14 protein-coding genes are annotated in these 17,688 nt (G+C 72.5%); 1 reads left to right on the top strand and 13 read right to left on the bottom strand.

Features of this window, described 5'->3' with window-relative positions; genetic code table 11:
• Position 1: 1 nt before the first annotated feature.
• From ACZ4EF_RS14185 to ACZ4EF_RS14150, 8 genes are all read right to left on the bottom strand, one after another.
• Positions 2 to 4,123: an NACHT and WD repeat domain-containing protein gene (locus ACZ4EF_RS14185; RefSeq protein ID WP_467504569.1), complete on the bottom strand. Its 4,122-nt coding sequence runs from the start codon at positions 4,121 to 4,123 to the stop codon at positions 2 to 4.
• The gene (locus ACZ4EF_RS14180) at positions 4,107 to 4,481 is read right to left on the bottom strand and encodes a hypothetical protein (RefSeq protein WP_467504567.1); all 375 of its coding nucleotides are present in this window, start codon (positions 4,479 to 4,481) and stop codon (positions 4,107 to 4,109) included. The genes ACZ4EF_RS14185 and ACZ4EF_RS14180 overlap by 17 nt, the downstream gene beginning before the upstream one ends.
• 266 nt (positions 4,482 to 4,747) lie before the next feature.
• Positions 4,748 to 6,430 carry an esterase-like activity of phytase family protein gene (locus ACZ4EF_RS14175; RefSeq protein WP_467504565.1) on the bottom strand — a complete coding sequence of 561 codons (1,683 nt, stop codon included), beginning with the start codon at positions 6,428 to 6,430 and terminating at the stop codon, positions 4,748 to 4,750.
• A 250-nt stretch (positions 6,431 to 6,680) separates the two neighbouring features.
• Positions 6,681 to 7,682: a trypsin-like serine peptidase gene (locus tag ACZ4EF_RS14170; RefSeq protein ID WP_467504563.1), complete on the bottom strand. Its 1,002-nt coding sequence runs from the start codon at positions 7,680 to 7,682 to the stop codon at positions 6,681 to 6,683.
• Between the two features lie 488 nt (positions 7,683 to 8,170).
• The gene (locus ACZ4EF_RS14165) at positions 8,171 to 8,371 is read right to left on the bottom strand and encodes a CsbD family protein (RefSeq protein ID WP_355339978.1); all 201 of its coding nucleotides are present in this window, start codon (positions 8,369 to 8,371) and stop codon (positions 8,171 to 8,173) included.
• Positions 8,372 to 8,450: 79 nt separating this feature from the next.
• Positions 8,451 to 8,621, bottom strand: coding sequence for a hydrophobic protein (locus ACZ4EF_RS14160; RefSeq protein ID WP_355339981.1), 171 nt, complete (start codon positions 8,619 to 8,621; stop codon positions 8,451 to 8,453).
• Between the two features lie 73 nt (positions 8,622 to 8,694).
• The gene (locus ACZ4EF_RS14155) at positions 8,695 to 8,961 is read right to left on the bottom strand and encodes a GlsB/YeaQ/YmgE family stress response membrane protein (RefSeq protein WP_355339983.1); all 267 of its coding nucleotides are present in this window, start codon (positions 8,959 to 8,961) and stop codon (positions 8,695 to 8,697) included.
• Between the two features lie 68 nt (positions 8,962 to 9,029).
• Positions 9,030 to 9,482, bottom strand: coding sequence for a hypothetical protein (locus ACZ4EF_RS14150; RefSeq protein WP_467504561.1), 453 nt, complete (start codon positions 9,480 to 9,482; stop codon positions 9,030 to 9,032).
• Between the two features lie 157 nt (positions 9,483 to 9,639).
• On the opposite strand from ACZ4EF_RS14150, the gene ACZ4EF_RS14145 reads away from it, so the two are divergent.
• A complete protein-coding gene (locus ACZ4EF_RS14145; RefSeq protein WP_401305746.1) occupies positions 9,640 to 11,733 on the top strand; it encodes a cellulose binding domain-containing protein in 2,094 nt (697 codons plus the stop codon).
• Positions 11,734 to 11,782: 49 nt separating this feature from the next.
• Here the strand turns inward: ACZ4EF_RS14145 and ACZ4EF_RS14140 are convergent, their stop codons facing one another.
• The 5 genes from ACZ4EF_RS14140 to ACZ4EF_RS14120 form a co-directional block, all read right to left on the bottom strand.
• The gene (locus tag ACZ4EF_RS14140) at positions 11,783 to 13,081 is read right to left on the bottom strand and encodes an ArsB/NhaD family transporter (protein ID WP_401717455.1); all 1,299 of its coding nucleotides are present in this window, start codon (positions 13,079 to 13,081) and stop codon (positions 11,783 to 11,785) included.
• Positions 13,082 to 13,331: 250 nt separating this feature from the next.
• Positions 13,332 to 13,688: an immunity 51 family protein gene (locus ACZ4EF_RS14135; RefSeq protein ID WP_467504558.1), complete on the bottom strand. Its 357-nt coding sequence runs from the start codon at positions 13,686 to 13,688 to the stop codon at positions 13,332 to 13,334.
• Between the two features lie 31 nt (positions 13,689 to 13,719).
• Positions 13,720 to 14,532, bottom strand: a complete 813-nt coding sequence (locus ACZ4EF_RS14130; protein WP_467504556.1) for an ABC transporter ATP-binding protein — start codon at positions 14,530 to 14,532, stop codon at positions 13,720 to 13,722.
• Between the two features lie 6 nt (positions 14,533 to 14,538).
• Positions 14,539 to 15,915, bottom strand: a complete 1,377-nt coding sequence (locus ACZ4EF_RS14125) for an ABC transporter permease (protein WP_467504554.1) — start codon at positions 15,913 to 15,915, stop codon at positions 14,539 to 14,541.
• 104 nt (positions 15,916 to 16,019) lie between these two features.
• Positions 16,020 to 17,315 (bottom strand): ABC transporter permease, encoded by a 1,296-nt coding sequence (locus ACZ4EF_RS14120; RefSeq protein ID WP_467504552.1) that lies wholly within the window; start codon positions 17,313 to 17,315, stop codon positions 16,020 to 16,022.
• Positions 17,316 to 17,688 lie beyond the last annotated feature (373 nt).

Genomic DNA, 17,688 nt, shown 5'->3' with positions numbered 1-17,688 from the left:
CTTACGAGCACGGCCGTTGGTAGGGAATGCCGGGGAAGTGGGCGGTCCACACCGCGTCGGTGAGGACGTTGGCGGTGGCGGCGCAGACGCGGGCGGCGGCGGTGTCGGGGGCGAGGGGCCAGCGGCGGAGGGTGCCCGCGACGGAGGAGGTGATGAGGGTGCGGCCGTCGTGGGTGGGGGCGAGGGGGCCCGCGCCGGGGGCGGGCAGGGGGCGGCCCTTGGGCGCGGGGTGGTGGAGGTCGGAGACGTCCCAGAGGCGGACGGTGTTGTCGGCGCTCGCGCTGGCCAGCAGCGAGGTGTGGGGGACGAAGGCCAGGGACTCGATCCGGTCGCCGTGTCCGGTCATCGGGCCGCCGAGGGCGGCGGGCCTGTGCGGGTCGGAGACGTCCCACAGGCGCAGGGTGCGGTCGTGGGAGAGGGCGAGCGTGCGGCCGTCGGCGGAGAAGGCGGCGGCCGACGCGCCGTAGCGGGAGTCCCCGTAGGCGCTGGTGGGGATGGCGGCGAGCGCGGCCGGGCGGGTGGCGTCGCGGGTGTCCCAGAGCTGGTACGGCTCGGGGGTGTTCTCGGTCAGGGTGAGGCGCCCGTCGGCGCCGAGGGCCAGCAGGTTCCCCCGGAGCGGTGAGTCGGCGACCAGGGGGCGGGGGCCGGCCGGGCCCGAGATGTCCCAGAGGCTGCTGTGGAGCGCGGTGGTGGACCACAGGCGCTTGCCGTCCGCCGTGAACGACAGCTTGCGGATCGACGCTCCGGAGGGCTCGCCGAAGGGCTCGCCCAGCGGCGCGGGGCGGGCCGGGTCGGCGAGGCTCCACAGCGCGATCGTGGTCCCGTCCGCGGCGACGTCCATGTCGCCCACGGCCGTCGCCAGGGTGCGCCCGTCGGGGCTGACGGCGAAGACCGAGGTCCGGCCGTCGGGTCCGGGCGTCGGCCGGCCGGTCGGCGTCGGACCGCGGGCGTTCGTCAGATTCCACATCCCGACGGCGGAGTGCGGGACGGAGGAGTTGTCGTCGACTCCGGCGACCAGCGTCCTGTCGCCGGGCAGGACGGTGATCGAGTCGACGGCGCCGCCCGGGGTCGCGACCGCGGGCGGAAGGTCCCAGACCCGGACGGTGGAGCCGTCGCCGCTGGCCAGGGCGGACCCGTCCGGGGAGAACGCCAAGGCGTCCACGGTCTCGGTGTGTCCGCCCAGCGGCGCGTACATCGCGACGAGCGGATGCGGGAACTCCTCCTCCAGCGAGGACGACGCCAGGCCGGTGTCGGCGACGCGCCAGAGCGTGACCGTACGGTCGTCCCCTGCGGTCGCGAGCACCTGGCCGTCCGGCCGCATGGCCATGGACAGAGCCGCCCCGCGCGGGAGTTGGTGCTCGTTGTGCAGGGCGGGCCGGGTCCGGACGGTCAGGTCCCAGACGCGCAGCGTCTCCGGGGACAGGGTGCTCGGCTCCCCGTTGCCGCCGGGGTCGCCCGCGGTGGCCAGCCACCGGCCGTCCGCGGAGAAGGCGACGTCGGGCGTCAGTGTGGCGCCCACTTGCAGGCCCTGCGGCAGCAGCTCCTCGAAGCGGCCGGGCGCGGAGACGTCGACGAGTTGCAGGGTGTTGCCGTCCTCCCACACCGCGAGGGTGCGTCCGTCGTGGCTCAACGCGACGGCCGCGCCAGGCCGTTCGGCGCCGGGCTTCGGGTGAGCGGGGTCGGTGAGGCTCCACAGCGTCGTGGTCCCGCCGTCGACGCCCACGTCGGCGGTGATGAACTCCCGTCCGTCCGGGGTGAACGCGACCATGCGGGTGTCCTCGGTGCCCGTCATGCTGCCGGTGCGGCGGAAGTGCGCCGGGTCGGACACGTCCCACAGGTCGAGTACGGGGTGCGGGGCGGAGCTGTCGGCCGTCGTCCCGTCCGAGCCCTCGGTCGCGTCGCGGGCGAGCGGCGCGTACACCGCCAGCCGTCGCCCGTCCCGGCTCAACCGTACGTCGGCGGCGCTCTTCAGGCCCGGTACGGCCCGCCCGACGCGGCGCGGGTGCGACGGGTCGCGGCTGTCCCACACCGTCACCGAGCCGTCCGCGGCCCTGGTCGCCATCCGCCTGCCGTCCCCGCTGAAGGCCGGCGCGCCCGTCGCCCCCGGCACCAGGGCCGCCAGCGGGCCGTTCGCCCAGGACAGGAGGTTGGTGTACTTGTCGTCGTCCGGCCGCATCCGGTACGAGGCCAGGTCGAGCAGGGCGGCGAGCGACGGGTCGCTGACGCGGACGCGGTCGGCCTCGATCGCGACCTGGCCCGCGATGGCGGTGTCCCGCTCCTTGCGCGCGGTGTCCCGCTGCGTCTGCGCGGTCGCGCGCTGCTGGAAGGCGAAGACGGCGGTGCCGGAGGCGATCAGCACCAGGGCGGTGAGTACGGCGATGACATTGCGCCGTAATCGCGCCGCCCGCGCGGCCTGTTGGGTCGAGGCGGCGAGGAAGTTCCGTGCCGCCGGGCTCAGATGGTCGGGGGCGGAGGTCGCAGCGGTGGTCGCGCGCTCCAGCCGACTGCCCCGGAACAGCAGGGCGTGGTCGGAGCCGCCGTGCTCGCTCCACGCCCGTGCCGCCTCCTCCAGCTCCTGGCGCACCAGGATGTCCGCCCGGCCGCGGTCGATCCAGCGGCGCAGGCGGGGCCACGCGCGGATCAGCGCCTCGTGGGTGATCTGGACGGTGACGCGGGCCGCGGCGCGGCTCTCGTCCTCGGGCCCGTCGCCGTGCGGCCCGTCGCCGTGCGGTTCGCCGCCTTCCGGGGCGCCGTCCAGGGTGAGCAGCCGGGCCCGGCTGAACGCGGTCAGCGCGGCGGCCGTCGCCGAGGCCGCGGAGCCGTCGGTGGCCAACTCGCCCAGTGACGCGCGCCGCCGGGTGTCCTCGGCGCCGTGCCCGATGCGTACGAGCCGCAGGAACAGTGCCTCCGCCGCCTGTCGGGCGGCCATGTCCAGTCCGGCGTAGGCGCGTTCGGCCGACGTGGAGATCGCCTGCCGGATTCCGCCGGTGGCCTGGTAGTCCGCCACGGTCAGCGCACTGCGGCTGCGCCGTATCCACGTCATGTGCAACGCGTGGGCCAGCAGCGGCAGTCGGCCCGCGGTGAACCACGCGTCGGGGTCGGGGTCGCCGACCGTCGGGTCGTCGGGGAAGACGCCGAGGTCCCGCAACAGCAGCTCTTCCAGGCCCGGTTCCATCGTCAGCCCGGTCGCCTCGGCGGGCGCGACGATCGCGGCGCGCAACTCGTCCTCGGTCATCGGCCCGACCAGGACCTGGCGGCCCCTGAGCACCGCGCGCAGTCGCGGGTGGGCGATGGCGTGGCCGTAGAAGTCGGCGCGGAGGCCGAGGACGAGCAGGACCGGGGGCGGGGTCCCGTGGGGCACGGGGCCAGGCGCGGGGCCCGACACGTGGCTCGGCGCGGGCTCCTGCGCCATACGGCTGACGGCGTCGATGAAGGCGCGGCGCTCGGTGTCGTCGGTGCAGAGGGTGAACAGCTCTTCGAGCTGGTCCACGATCACGACGAGGCGGGGCGCCGGTGCGCCGCTCGCCCCGGCCCGCGCGGCCAGGGCGACGCTGAGCCGGTCGGTGTAGCCGCCGGGGTCGGTCCGTAACGCCTGCTGTACGGCGGCGGCCTCTTCGCCGGTCGCGGCGGCCAGCTGCCCGGCCAGTGCCGCGAGCGGGTGCGCCGTGGGCGTCAGGACGAGCTGCGGCCAGTCCCGCGAACCCTCCACCGGAAAGCGGTTGCCGCTCAGCGCGGGCCGTAGACCCGCCATGAGCAGCGACGACTTGCCCGACCCCGAAGGGCCGACCACCGCCAGCGGTCCGCCCGCCTCCAGTTGCGCGACGACCTCGGTGATCAGGGGATCGCGCCCGAAGTACCACTGCGCCTGGTCGACGCCGAAGGGGGCCAGGCCGGGGTACGGGCACCGGTCGTCGTCACCCGCGGGCCCGTCGGCGCGCCGGTCGGTCCGGCCGCGGGCGCCGTACATGAACAAGTCGCGGGCGGCGTAGTAGATATCGCCGCCCGCCTGGTTGATCCGGCTGTCGCCGGACGCCGTCGCGGTCTGCTCCAGCGAACGGGCGTCCGCTCGGCCGTCGGTGGCGGGAGTGCCGGCCGGTCCGGCCGGGTCAGGCGTCGGGGGCATCGGTGAGGTGGATGCTGCCGCCCGCCTGGAAGACGCGGTTGCCTCGGCCGGAGACGGTGGCGCGCTGGGTGACCGTCGTCCCGGGAGTCGTCGGGGCCGCGGCCGGGCTCAACTCGTCCAGCACGCGGCGCAGTTCGGCGGCCAGCGCCGGGTCCGCGTCCAGCATGCGCTGCAATCTGCGTTGCCAGTCCGCGGCGAGCTGCGTCTCCGTCTCGGCGTCCCCGCTGTCCCGCGCGGCCAGCACATCCATCCGGACCTCGGCCAACTCGGCCTCTACGGTGGCCACTCGCTCGGGATGCACGCGCCGCCACAGCGCCAGCGCGGTCGCCCGCGCGTCCTCCCAGGCGTCACTGGCCATCGCACTCACCAGCGTCGTTCCCGCCGCCAACACCAACGGATCCACCCCGCCCGCCCCCCACCGACCCCGGCCGCCTCACGGACCGTCATCGTATCGGCACATCCCGTTCGGCCAAGGGAGAACGCCGGGCTCCGCTTGGCCCGTTCGTCCGCCCGCCGACCGCCGACCGCCAGCCGTTCGTCCGACCGCCGGGCCGCCGGGCCGCCCGCTCTGCCCGAGCGGGCGGCCCGAGGGCGTACGGGCGTATGGGCGTATGCCGGTGCGGGTCAGCGCACGCGGACGGTCACCGTCACGGTCTTGAGGACCGCGGGGAGCTTGGTGGTGTCGACCTTCAGGATCTCGCCGTTGTCGGGCTTGGACGTGGGCGGGAGGACCTTCTGGTGGACGGTCCACGTGCCGTCCGGGTCCACGGCGATGGTGTCGATGCCGAAGTCGTCGTCGTTGGAGAGGTAGAGGGTCCGGCCGGCGTCGGCGGTGGCGACGCCCTCGACCTTGTCGTGGGCGAAGAAGGCACCGGTGGGGTCGAGTTGGCTGACCAGGGTGCCGACGTTGAGATAGGGCTGCTTCTGGGCGACGTTGACGCCCGCGGCCGTGAGCGCGGTGAGGGCCGCGTTGGTGCCGCCCGTACCGACCAGCGCCTCGGGGGACTTGCCGCCGAGGGTCAGGCCGCTGACGTCGGTGGCCCCGTTGATGTCGACCTGGAAGAGCGTCTTGGAGGCGAACGGCTCGTAGTTCCCGTCCCGTTCGTCGACGAGGAACGTAGTGTTCGACAGCGCGGTGATCTCGCTGTTCGCGGCGCCGGTCGTCGCCGGGTTGTCGAGCAGGTAGAGGTACTGCTTGGCCTTGTAGTTACGGAGGTCGACGGTGATGATCCGGGTCGCCGCCACATTCCCGGCCTTGGTACCGCCGAGGTCGGGCTGCTGGAGCGCGGACTGCATGACGCCCACCAGCTTCGAGCCGTCCGGCGTGACCGTCAGCCCCTCCATGCCCTTGTTCTTGACGCGGTACGCGAGTTCGGCCGGCAGGTAGCCGACGATCTTGTGGAAGGCGTTGTCGGCGCTGTCGCGGTACGGGGTCAGCCGCCCCAACTCGTAGCCGTCGGCGTCGAAGTGGGTGATGTACGGGCCGTACTCGTCGGAGACCCAGAAGGTGCCGTCGCGCAGCGCGACCAGGCCCTCGGAGTCGTAGCCGTACGGGTCCCTGGCGACGGGAACGGGCTTGCCGCCGTTGGCGTTCGTCGCGTTGACGTCGTCGATCGTCTCGCTCGTGTCGTGCGGCGGACGGCCGCTGTAGGGGACGCCGCCCCGGCTCTTCGGGCCCTTCAGCGTGACCCGCTTGAGGAGCTTCGCCTTGCCGTCCACGAGCTGGAACTCGCCGATCTGCGGCGTGAAGTCGAGCAGCATCTCGGACTTGTTGCCGTCGGGAGCGTCGGCGTTCGGACCGCGGTCGGTCAGGCCGTAGAAGTGCCCGGGCCTGCCCGGCACCGGCGCGAGCGAGGAGCCGTAGCCCTCACCGGAGATGCGCGTGGTCGTGCCGCCGGGCCCCGCTACCGTGGCGAGCGGCGGCAGCGCCGACCCGTCGCGCCGCGTGTCCTTGAAGAGCCGCACGGCGTCGGTCGTCGTGTACGTGAAGGTGTCCGTGCCCGTGAAGCCGGGGCGCGGGGTGTACGTGAACGAGCCGTCCGCGTCGACCGTCGCCGTACCGTCCTTCGGGTCCGTGTGCCGTACGACCGCGGTCGCGCCGACGTCGTTCCGCAGCACATTGCCGGTGACCTGGCCGTGGCCGGAGAAGGTGTCGGCGGTCGCGCCGAAGTCGTGCGAGGGGGCCGAGATCCAGCCCGCGGTGTGGGCGGCGGCCGTGCCCGTACCCACCACGACGAGCGTGGCGCCGATCGCGACGACGATCCGGGTGCGCTTGCGGGAGAAGCGTCCTGAAGTGCGTGATGTCATGGTCCTGAACCTGTCGGTCACCGGTGAACTGCGCGCCGACGTCAGGTGAATGCCGGGTTCACGCCTCGGTGCGCGCTCGCGCCGGACGGGAGGTCCCCGCCCGGCGCGAACGCCCGCACATCAGGAGCCACTTCCGTGCCGGGCCGCGCCCGCGTCAGGCGGTACCAGAGACAGGCCGCCCCGGCATCAGATCGCCCCGGCGTCAGGCCGCGCCGGCGTCAGACCGCGCGGGGACCATGCCGCGGCAGCGTCACGCCGCGCCCGCCGCCTGATACGTCGTCAGGGCCGCGTCGCCCAGGTACGGGTGGTACTCGTTGTTGCCCGAGCTGACGCTGATGTTGCCGACCAGGTACCCCGTGCCCGCGCCCGTGTCGAAGTTGGACAGGAAGCCGCCGCCGCTGGAGCCGCCGGTCTGCACGCAGTCGATGCCCCACATCGTGGAGTCGCCGCGCCCGGCGTCCGGATACTCGGTGCCCTCGCAGTGGTTGAGCTGCTCGCCGTTGCCCTCGGCGTCCGAGCCGCCGTAGCCGAAGGAGTGCACGTGCTGGCCGGTCGGCGAGTTGAAGGCGATGCCCTCGGCGCCCACGGTGTCCACCAGCGAACGGCCGTTGACGGTGTTCACCACCGCGTAGGCGAAGTCCCAGTTGGCGTTGCCCGCCGTCGAGACATAGCCGGACCACCAGTACAGGACGCGGGCGGAGAAGGTGCCGAACGGGCGGTTGCCGTGGTTGTAGCCGGGGATGAAGACCCAGTTCTGGTAGGACTCGCCGGTGCCCGCGTTGACGATGCAGTGGCCCGCGGTGAGGACCACCGACTTGTTGTCGGCGTTGGCGACGGTCGCGGAACAGGCGAAGGTGCCGCCCGAGGAGTTCTGGAAGAAGACCTTGCCCGCGGTCGTGCTGATCAGGCCGCCGCCGTTCCACGCGGTGGGCGAGGACATCGGGGTGACCCGGCCGCCCGCCGTCGTGCGCGGCCCCGCGACCGGCGGGACCGCCACGCGGGAACCCGAGGCGGCGGGCGCCGCCGTCGTACGGGCGGCGGCCGTGCCCGTGGCGGCGGGCAGATCGGTCACGTCCTTCGCGCCGCGCAGGCGCTCGGGTGTCCAGAAACGCTCCGCCGCGCTCTGCTGCGCGGCGGAGACGGACGTCTGACGGACGCCCGCGGGCGAGGCCGGCGCGGCGTGCGCCGTGCCCGCCGTCCAGGCGGTCGCGGCGAGTGCTAACGCGCCGAGGAGAGCAGCCGATCGCTTCATAGCGACAACTCCAAGTCCTTTTGGGGGAAGGGGGGAGTGCGTGGTGGGGCCGGTGGTGCCGGAATCGACCCGAATCCCGCCTCGACAACGTTGTCCAGCTGCGCCTGCGTAACGTCGCCGAAACGTGAGCGGGTGCCACGCTAACTCCGCTGGAGTGTCGTGTCCATGGCATCTTCAGCCGAATGTGAGTGGCTGGTGGTGCGCGTGGGGCGACGGGCCGTGACCGTGCGCCGTGCGCCGTGCGAAGGAGCGTGCGCGGGGCCAATCGAGGGAGTGCGCGCGGAAGGTGCGCGGGGGAGCCGCGAGGGGGATGTGCGCCGACCCGCCCGCGCGCGTACGGAGACCACCCGGGTGGGTGTACACGGACGGGTGTACGTGGACGGGTGCACGCGGACGGGTGCACGCGGACGGGCGTACGCGGACACACGCGCGCCCCCCGGGAGGTGATCCTCCTGGGGGCGCGAGGGGCGAGGCGGGGGCTTCAGCCCTCAGTCGTCGCTCTTGTTGCTGTGGAAGACGTCCTTGGCGGCGTCCTTGACCTTCTCGCCGGCCTGACGGACATCGCCCTTGGCCTGGTCGGCACGGCCCTCGGCCTCAAGGCTCTCGTTGCCGACGGCGTGACCGACGGTCTCCTTGGCCTTGCCCTTCACCTGGTCGACCTTGGCCTTCGCCTTGTCGCTGTCGCTCATGATGAATTCCTCTTTCCTGGCTCTGTGCCGTGCCGTTTTTTCTGGGTGCTTTTCCTGATTCGCTTGGCTTCCTGGCCGTTTACCAGCGGTACCAGCGGCCACGAGTGCCGCTCGGGCCGGTCGAGCGCAGCAGGAATCCCAGCGCCCACAGGACCAGTACCACGATACCGATCCACAAAAGCAGTTTCACGGCGAAGCCTGCGCCGATGAGAACCAGCGCCAGTAGAAGAACGATGAGCAACGCTGCCATGACGATCAACCTCCTGAAGTGTCTTCTGCCCCCGGATTCAGCGGCCAATCAGCGGGCCGCGAGCGCCTGGGGCTCAGGCGCGGCGTCGATCCGTCACGACGCGGTAGATCACCAGCAGGATCAGCGAGCCGACGATGGCCGCGATCCACGTGGACAGATGGAAGAAGCCCTTGATCGAGTGGACGTGGAAGATGACCTTGCCCAGCCAGCCGCCGAGCAGTCCTCCGAGAATGCCGATGACCATCGTCACGATGACACCGCCCGGGTCGCGCCCCGGCATCAGTGCCTTGGCGATAGCCCCGGCCAGCAATCCGATGATGATCCATGCGAGAATTCCCACGACGCCCTCTTCCCCTTCTGTCCCCCGGAAAGTCCCTGTCGACAACCGCCTTTACCGGCCCGCGCCTTTCAAACATGCGTACCCACGGGAGATCTCGCGCGCGGACGCGAGAGCGGGGCCGACCGGCCGGTCGGCCCCGCCGAATACGCGTTGTCCGCGCGGGCCGGTCCCCGGGAATCAGGGCGTGAGGGAGAGCCGTGATGGAGAGCCGTGACGGAGAGCCGTGATGGAGAGCCGTGACGGAGAGCCGTGATGGAGAGCGCCGCGCGGTTGCCGCCCGACGCGCCGGGGTCGGCGGTGGCGGTGAAGCGGAAGAGCTCGGTGCCGGTGTCGTAGCCGACGGCGCTGACGTAGCCGACGGAGCCGGTGGTGGCGGCCACGGCGGGCTTGCGGGGGGCGTAGCCGTGGAGGGTGACGGGCGCCTCGCCCGGCGCGAAGGCGACCGTGGCGCGGACGGTGCCGTCGTCGCTGAGGTGCTCGACGCGCCGGTCGCCGTGCGAGACGAAATTCCCCGCGTGCATGAACCGCCGCGCGACCCGCGTCGCGCCCGGCCACCGCCCCGGACGGGGTGGGGCGTGCGAACCATTGACAGTGGAGGCGGTCGCCCGCATTGTGGGAGCGCTCCCACGCGTACGCGGCACGACCCCCCACATCCCGCCTCCCGAAGGTGAGTACGCCGTGCGTCTTGTCATGCCCCCCGGCCCCCAGCCCTTACGCGGGCGCCGCCGCCCGCTCGTGGCCGCGGCCTCCGCCGCCGCGCTCCTCGGCACGCTGCTGCTCGGCGGCGCCACCGCGCGGGCCGACGACCCGCCCGCGGCGCCCGCGGACGTCACCGTCAACGCCAACGAGGGCCTGGGGACGATCCCCGGCACGGCGTACGGCCTCAACAGCGCCGTGTGGGACGCGCAGATGAACGAGCCGCAGGTCCAGGACCTGCTCCAGGCCGCCGACGTCGGAATGCTGCGCTACCCCGGCGGCTCGTACGGCGACATCTACCACTGGCGGACGAACACCGCGCCCGGCGGATACGTGGCGCCCGGCACGGACTTCGACGCGTTCATGGGCACGGTCAAGAAGATCGGCGCCCAGCCGATGCTCATCGCCAACTACGGCTCCGGCACACCGCAGGAGGCCGCGGACTGGGTGCGGTACGCCAACGTCACCAAGGGGTACGGCGCGAAGTTCTGGGAGGTGGGCAACGAGCTGTACGGGAACGGGCATTACGGCTCCGGCTGGGAGCAGGACGACCACGCCGACAAGTCGCCCGCCGCGTACGCGAACAACGTGCTCCAGTACGTGTCGGCGATGAAGGCCGTGGACCCGACGGTGAAGGTCGGGGCGGTGCTGACCATGCCGGGCAACTGGCCGGACGGCGTGATGGCCGACGGCGAGAGCGCCGACTGGAACCACACGGTCATCCCGCTGATCGCGGGCAAGGCCGACTTCGTGATCGTGCACTGGTACCCGAGCACGTCGGACACCGCGCAGATGCTCAACACGCCCTCGCAGCTCGCCGGTGAACTCGGCCAGTTGAAGGACCAGTTGACCGCGGCGGGCGCGGGCGACACCCCGATCGCGCTCACCGAGGTCAACGGCGGCCGGGACGTGGACACGCAGCCGAACGCGCTGTTCGGCGCCGACGCGTATCTGACCGCCCTTCAGAACGGGGTGTTCACCGTCGACTGGTGGGACACGCACAACGGCGCCCAGCAGATCTCGACGTCGCCCAACGGCGCCACCGATTACGGCGATTGGGGAGTGCTGTCCAGCGCCAACTGCGTCGGCACGGTCTGCGAGCCCGCGCTCAACACGCCGTTCCCGCCGTACTACGCGATCCAGATGCTGAGCCGGCTCGGGCGGCCGGGGGACCGGATGGTCGGCGCGGGCAGCGGTGCCGCGACGGTCGCGGCGCACGCCGTGCGCCGTGCCAACGGCGACCTGAGCGTGCTGCTGATCAACAAGGACCCGTCGGCGGCGCGGACCGTGGCCCTGCACTACACCGGCTTCACCCCCGACACGTCGGCAGGGGTGACCGTGGACACCTACCGCGACCAGGCCGCCGCGATCGACACCGTCACGTCGGCCTACAGCGCCCAACAGACGCTGCCGCCCTACTCGTTGACCACCGTCACCCTGCACCCCAAGGCCGGTACGGGCTCGGCCCTGACCGCGCCCGGCGCGCCGAAGGTGACCGCGGCCGGGGACACCACCGCCACCGTGAGCTGGACGCCGTCGACCGGCGGCGCGGTGACCCGTTACGAGGTCTACCGGCAGGTCGGCACGGTCAGCGAGCTGCTGGCCGACAGCACGGGCACCTCCGCGACCGTCCACAACCTCACGCCCGGTACGACCTTCACCTGGAACGTCCTGGCGCGGGATGCCAACGGCCGCCTGTCGCCGCCGTCCGACCCGGTGACCGTACGCACCGGCACCCCCGCGCACTCGACCTGCCAGGTCGGCTACCGCACCACCGCGGGCTGGGGCAACGGCTTCAACGCCGAGGTGACCGTCACCAACACCGGCCCGAGCCCGATCACCGGCTGGACGCTCGCCTTCGCCTTCCCCAGCGCGGGCGAGTCCGTGTCCGGCTTCTGGAACTCCAAGGTCACGCAGACCGGCAGGCAGGTCGTGGCCACTCCGGTCGACTGGAACGCGACGCTCGCCGCCAACGGCGGCAACTCCGCCTCCTTCGGCTTCACCGGGGCCAACGACGGCGCGGCGCCCCCGCCGACCGTCTTCACCCTCAACGGCACGGTCTGCACGACGACGTGAGCTCCCGGTCCCGTACGGCTTCCGCTACGGCTTCCGGTACGGCTTGCGGTCACGCCAGCGCGAAGTAGCGCAGCCACAGATACAGGGCCGATACGGCGACGGTGGCGGCGGTGACGACGAGGCCGTAGCGGGTGAACTGCCAGAAGGAGATGGGCTGTCGGGCGCGTTCGGCGATGCCGAGCACGACGACGTTGGCCGAGGCGCCGATCGCGGTGGCATTGCCGCCGAGGTCGGCGCCGAGGGTCAGCGCCCACCACATGACGTGGTCGGGGTCGCCGCCCAGGTGACGGACGAGGTCGGCGGCGACGGGCGCCATCGTGGCGACGTACGGGATGTTGTCGACGACGCCGGACAGGACGGCGGACGCGCCGAGCATCAGCATGGAGCCGCCGAGTTCCCGGTCGCCGACGGCGTTGGCGAGGGCGTCGGAGACCTGGCCGATGACGCCGGTGTCGATCAGGCCGCCGATCATGACGAACAGCCCGGCGAAGAAGGCGAGGGTGGGCCACTCGACCTCGGTCAGCACCTCGCCGGTGTTCGCCCGGGACACCGCGACGAGCAGTCCCGCGCCGAGCAGGGCCACGACGCTCGGTTCGAGGTGCAGCACCGGGTGCAGGACGAAACCGGCGATGACGAGGGCGAGTACGGCCAGGCCCTGCCGGAGCATCCGCGGGTCGCGTATCGCCTCGCGCTCGTCCAGCGCCATGACCGCCAGCGCGCGGTCGGCGTCCCCGTCGAACGCCGAGCGGAACATCACGCGTGACAGGCCGATCAGCACGAGCACCAACACCACGGCCAGCGGCGCCAGATGGACGAGGAAGTCGTTGAAGGTCAGTCCCGCGCGGCTGGCGATGATGATGTTGGGCGGGTCGCCGACGAGCGTCGCGACCCCGCCGATGTTCGCGGCGAAGACCTCCGCGATCAGGAACGGCGCGGACGGCAGGGCGAGGCGTTCGCAGACCAGCAGGGTGACGGGCGCGACGAGCAGCACCGTCGTCACGTTGTCCAGCAGCGCGGAGGCGGTGGCGGTGACGACGATGAGCATCACCATCACGCGGAACGGTTTGGCCCGCGCCCGCTTCACCGACCAGATCGCCAGGTACTCGAAGAGGCCGGTGCGCTTGAGCACGCCGACGATCATCATCATGCCCAGCAGCAGGAAGATGACGTTCCAGTCGATGCCGGAGTCTTCGGAGTAGAAGGCGGAGACGTCGTCGGTCGCGCCGATCGCGAGCATCAGTCCGGCGCCGCCGAGCGCCGCAGCGACCCGGTGGACGCGTTCGCTGATGATGAGCGCGTAGGTCCCGAAGAAGACGGCGACGGCCGCCCACGCGTGCCAGTCACTCATCCGGCACCGCGTGTTTCGCCCGCGTCCACGTCACGATTACCACGGACGGTGCCCCCGATCAGCGAAGAGAGTTCTCTCGTATTCGCCGACCAGACTTCCCGGCACACCAGCGACCAATTTACACGTCTCATACGACTTCTTGACGCGGATGCGGTGATTCCGGGGGTCCGGGGGTTCGGGGGTCCGTCACGGGCGGTGGTCGGTGGGCGTGGGCGGTCGGCGGGGGAACGGGGCCCCGCGGCGGCCTAGTTCAGTCGAACCAGGCCGGATCGCCGGTCTCTATCAGGTGCTTGAGGACCGCCTTGTCGGTCAGGGCCTCCTTGAGCAGGGTGCCCAGGGCCTGGAGCGCTTCGGGGTCCGTGCCGTAGGCGACGAACATGCCCGCTTCGGGGTCGAAGGAGACGCGGTCGAGGAGTTCGGGCGCGCGGGAGCGGATGGCCGAGCGGGCGACGCCCGTCCAGCCGTAGCCGCTGCCGTACTGCTCGCACTCCTCGAAGACGTCCATGAAGGGGACCATGTCGGTGTCGCTGAGCAGCAGGCAGTAGTTGCCCGGGTCGTGGTCGTACTCGAAGAACGTGAGCGGGTCCAGCGTCGAGGTTTCGGTCATGGGCTGACGCTATAGGGAGCCACTGACAGGCTCAGGCGGCCCGCGTCGTGGTGACTTTGCCCTTGCGGAGGGTGAGGGTGCGGTCGGAGCGGGCGGCGAGGGTCTGGCTGTGGGTCACGACGATGACGCACTTGTGCTGGATGTGCGCCAGGTCGCGGAAGATGTCGATGATGCTGTCGGCGGTGTCCTCGTCGAGGTTGCCCGTGGGTTCGTCGGCGAAGAGGATGTCGACGTCGCAGGCCAGGGCCCGGGCGATGGCGACGCGCTGCTGCTGCCCGCCGGAGAGCTTGAGCACATTGCGGTGCGCGGCGTCGGGGTCGAGGCCGACGCCGGCCAGGATGTCGAGCGCGCGGGCTTTGCGCCGCCCGGTGGCGGGCCTGGCGCCGGTGATCTCCATCGCGGTGACGACGTTCTGAAGGGCCGTCATGTACGGCAGCAGGTTGTACTGCTGGAAGACCGTGGCGGCGTGCTTGTTGCGGTAGCGGCCGAGGCCGATGGACGCGATGTCCCGCCCGTCGAAGCGGACGGTGCCCGTGGTGGGGCTGTCCAGGCCGCTGGCCAGGCTGAGCAGGGTGGTCTTGCCGCTGCCCGAGGGGCCGAGGATGGTGGAGAACGTGCCCCGCTCGAAGGACACGTCGATCTGCCGGAGCACGGTGGTCTTGCGCCGCTGGCCCTGGTAGGTGTGGCTGACGGCGGAGAGTTGGAGGACGGGGGGAGCGGCGGGGACGGCGTCGGAGGTGGCGTCGGAGGCGGCCTCGGGGGCGGCGTCGGGGGTCGCGCCTGCCGCCGCAGCGGTGTCCCGGGACTCGCGCGGAGTCCGTGAGGTGCCCGAATTCCGTTTCATAGGAGGTCACTTGCCCTTCGTGAGGATCGTGCGCGGGGTGAGCCGGAGTACGGCGGCGCCGGGGACGGCGGTGGCGAGCAGGCCGATGCCGAGGCCGACGCCCGCGACGGTGGCGAGGTCGGACGGCGACAGCCGTACCGTGATCGAGTCGATGGGGACGGCGCCCTCGACCGGCTTGTCGTTCATGTCGATGCCTTCCTTGAGGCCGGTGGAGCCGGGGGGCGGCGGCTGCCAGGCGTCGATCTTCCGCTGGGCGGAGGCCGCTTCGCCGCTGAGCAGCGAGTCGCCCGCCTTCTGCGTCAGGCTCTGGGCGAACAGCGCGCTGAGCCCGACGGCGAGCGCGGCGGCCACGGTGATCTCCACGGCCTGCTGGGCGACGAGCTTCCACTTCCTCTCGCCCATCGCGAGCAGCACGCCGAACTCCCGTCGCCGCTGCCGGACCGCGAGGGTGGCGAGCAGGCCGAGGACGAGCGCCCCGGCCACCCCGATCAGCCACATCGCCGCCGTCGCGGAGGACGTGATGCTCCGCAGCGGGCCGGTCATCTGCCGCAGCGCCTTGTCGTTGAGGTCGAAGGCGAGGCCGTGCAGCGCGTCGCCCGCCGTCCGCTCCGCCTGCGCGCGGAAGGCGTCGTACGTCGCCGGGTCCTTCAACCGGAAGGTGGCGCCCTGGAGTTGCGGCGCTCCGCCGCTGCCGTCGGAGTTGAGCCTGCTCAGCGCGGCGGCCGGGACGATCAGCCGGTCGCCGGGCGCGATGCCGTACTCGCTGTCGATGGTGTCGGACGGGTCGCGGTAGACGCCCTTCACGGTGAAGACGGCCTTGCGCTTGCCCTTCGGGTCGTTCTCGCCGAGCGTGAGCGTGCCGCCGGGCGCGAGGCCGTTCTTCTTCGCCAGCCGCTCCTCGACGAGGACGCTGTCGTGCTCGCGGTCGGCCGCCGTGATCGGCTGCCCCGACAGCAACGTCCAGGTGCCGTCGCTGAAGTGCGGCATCAGCGTCGAGTCCAGGACACCGAAGGCGAGTGTCGAGTTCGCGGGGTAGTCCGGGGCGAGGGGCTTGCCGGTGGCGGTTCTCGCGCCGTTCAACAGCCGTGTGCCGTCGAAGGAGTTGTACGTGTACTTCTCCACCAGCGGGGACGCGCCGATCCGGTCCACGACGTCCGCGCCGATGGTCGGTGCCTGTCCGGTGAACGGCGCGTCCATGTCCGCCCCGAGCGTGACCTCGGCGCCGAGCCGCTGCCTGGCGGCTTCTGTCGCCCGCGCGGTGCCGGACTTGATGAGGACGCCGCCGAGCACCATGGCGGAGACGACGAGGAAAGTGCCCAGGGTGATCAGGGTCTTGCCTTTGCGGGACCACAGGCTCAGGCCCGCGCGTTTGACGAAGTTCATGACAGTCGGCCTCTTGGGGGGTCGGTGGTGGTGCGCATGGGTGAGGGCGTGCGCATGGGCGGGGGCGTGGGTGTGGGCGTGGGCGTCGGGATTTCGCGGTGCGGCTATTCGGTGTCGGTGAGGATCGAGCGGGGGTGCAGGCGCAGGATTCCGACGCCGGGCACGACCGTGGAGACGAGCGCGATGCCGAGGCCGATTCCGGCGACCTTGGCGAGGTCGCCCGCGCTCACGCGGATGTCGGGTACGGCGGGGGTGTCGTCGGGGGCGGCGGCTTCGTGGGGCGCGGTGCCGGGGCGGGACGGGGTGCCGGGGCGGGGCGCGGCGCCGCCGTACTGCTCGCGGGCCAGCAGCGTCTCGCCCGCCCGGTGCGCGAGGGACTGCCCGGCCAGCGCGGCCACCCCGAGCGCGGGCACCAGCAGCACGGTCACCTCGACAGTGTGCTGGCCGATGAGCTTCCACTTCCGCTCGCCCAGCGCCAGCAGCATGCCCAGTTCGGCCCGCCGCTCCTTGACCGTCAGCAGGACGACCAGCCCGAGGATCGCCGCGCCGCACAGCGCGATCAGCCAGACCAGCGCCCCCGCGAACGCCCCGACCCGCCGCAGCGGCAGCACCTGGTCGCGGTACGCCTTGTCGTTGACGTCGAAGCGGAAGCCCTTCGGGCCCAGCAGCCGTACCGCCTCCGCGTGCAGCCGTTCCGCCAGGTCGGGCGAACCGATCGTGAAGACCGCTTCCGTGGGCTTCACCCCGAGCCCCAGCGCGGTGACGGCGGCGACCGGCACGTACACCTGGTTCGCGCCCAGGTCGGCGGCGGACGTCCACTGCGGCGGGTCCTGGCGCGTGTCCCGGTAGAGCCCCACGACCTCGAACGGCTCCCGCCGCCCGCCCGCGCCGCCCAGCTCGACGGTGTCGCCCACCGCGAGCCCGTGCTTCGCGGCCAGCCGCCGTTCGAGGAGGATCACCTTGCGGCGGGCGTCCGCCACGGTGATGCCCCGGCCCGCCACGACACGGACCCGGCCGGTGGCGAAGTCGAGGAGCGTGTCCGACGCGCGGACGCCGTTCAGCGTGAGCCCGTCCTTGCCGCCGCCGCCCGGGGTCCCCTCCGGCACCACGGCCGCCAGGCCCGGCGGCGGGACCGTCACCGCGCGCAGCAGCTCGTTGTACCGCTCGACCAGCGGATACGTCCCCAGCCGCCCGACCACCGCCGAGGTCAGCCCGTCCCCGCGCACGGTGACGTCCACCCCCACCCGCCGCTGCGTCTCCGCCTCCCGTCGCTGCGTCGCCCCCCTGAGCAGGAACCCCCCGAGCAGCAGCGTGCAGATCACCCCGAACACGCCCAGCAACAGCGCGGCCTTCCCCGCCCGTGCCACCAGACTGAACGCTGCCCGCTTGACGAAGTTCATGCGCCGAGCACACCAGCCGCCCCCGCGCAGCGGCATAAACCCGGTTACGTTCCCATAAGCCCCCGGCCAGCAACGCTCCCGCCCACGCCCCACGTCGGCGGCCGTCTGCCGACGTCCGGCAGGCGGCGGACCTGGCCCCGTATCGCCTTCGGTCCTGCGTCGCCGACCGCCGCGCGCACGGCGTACCGCAGGGGTTCCGCGGGCCCTCGTCCGGCAGGCGGCCACCGCCCGCGTGTACCGCGTAGCGCCTACGGCTCCCGCGCCCGGCGGGCCGCCGTCGGCCACGTACCGGCACCGGCTGCCACGTACCGGCGCCGCCGGCCACGTACCGGCGCCGCCGGCCACGTACCGGCGTCGCCGGTCGAGCCCCGGC

The organism is Streptomyces sp. NPDC025721 (genome assembly GCF_055558595.1).
Note: the sequence above shows the minus strand (reverse complement) of the source record. Positions and strands in the feature narration are given on the sequence as shown.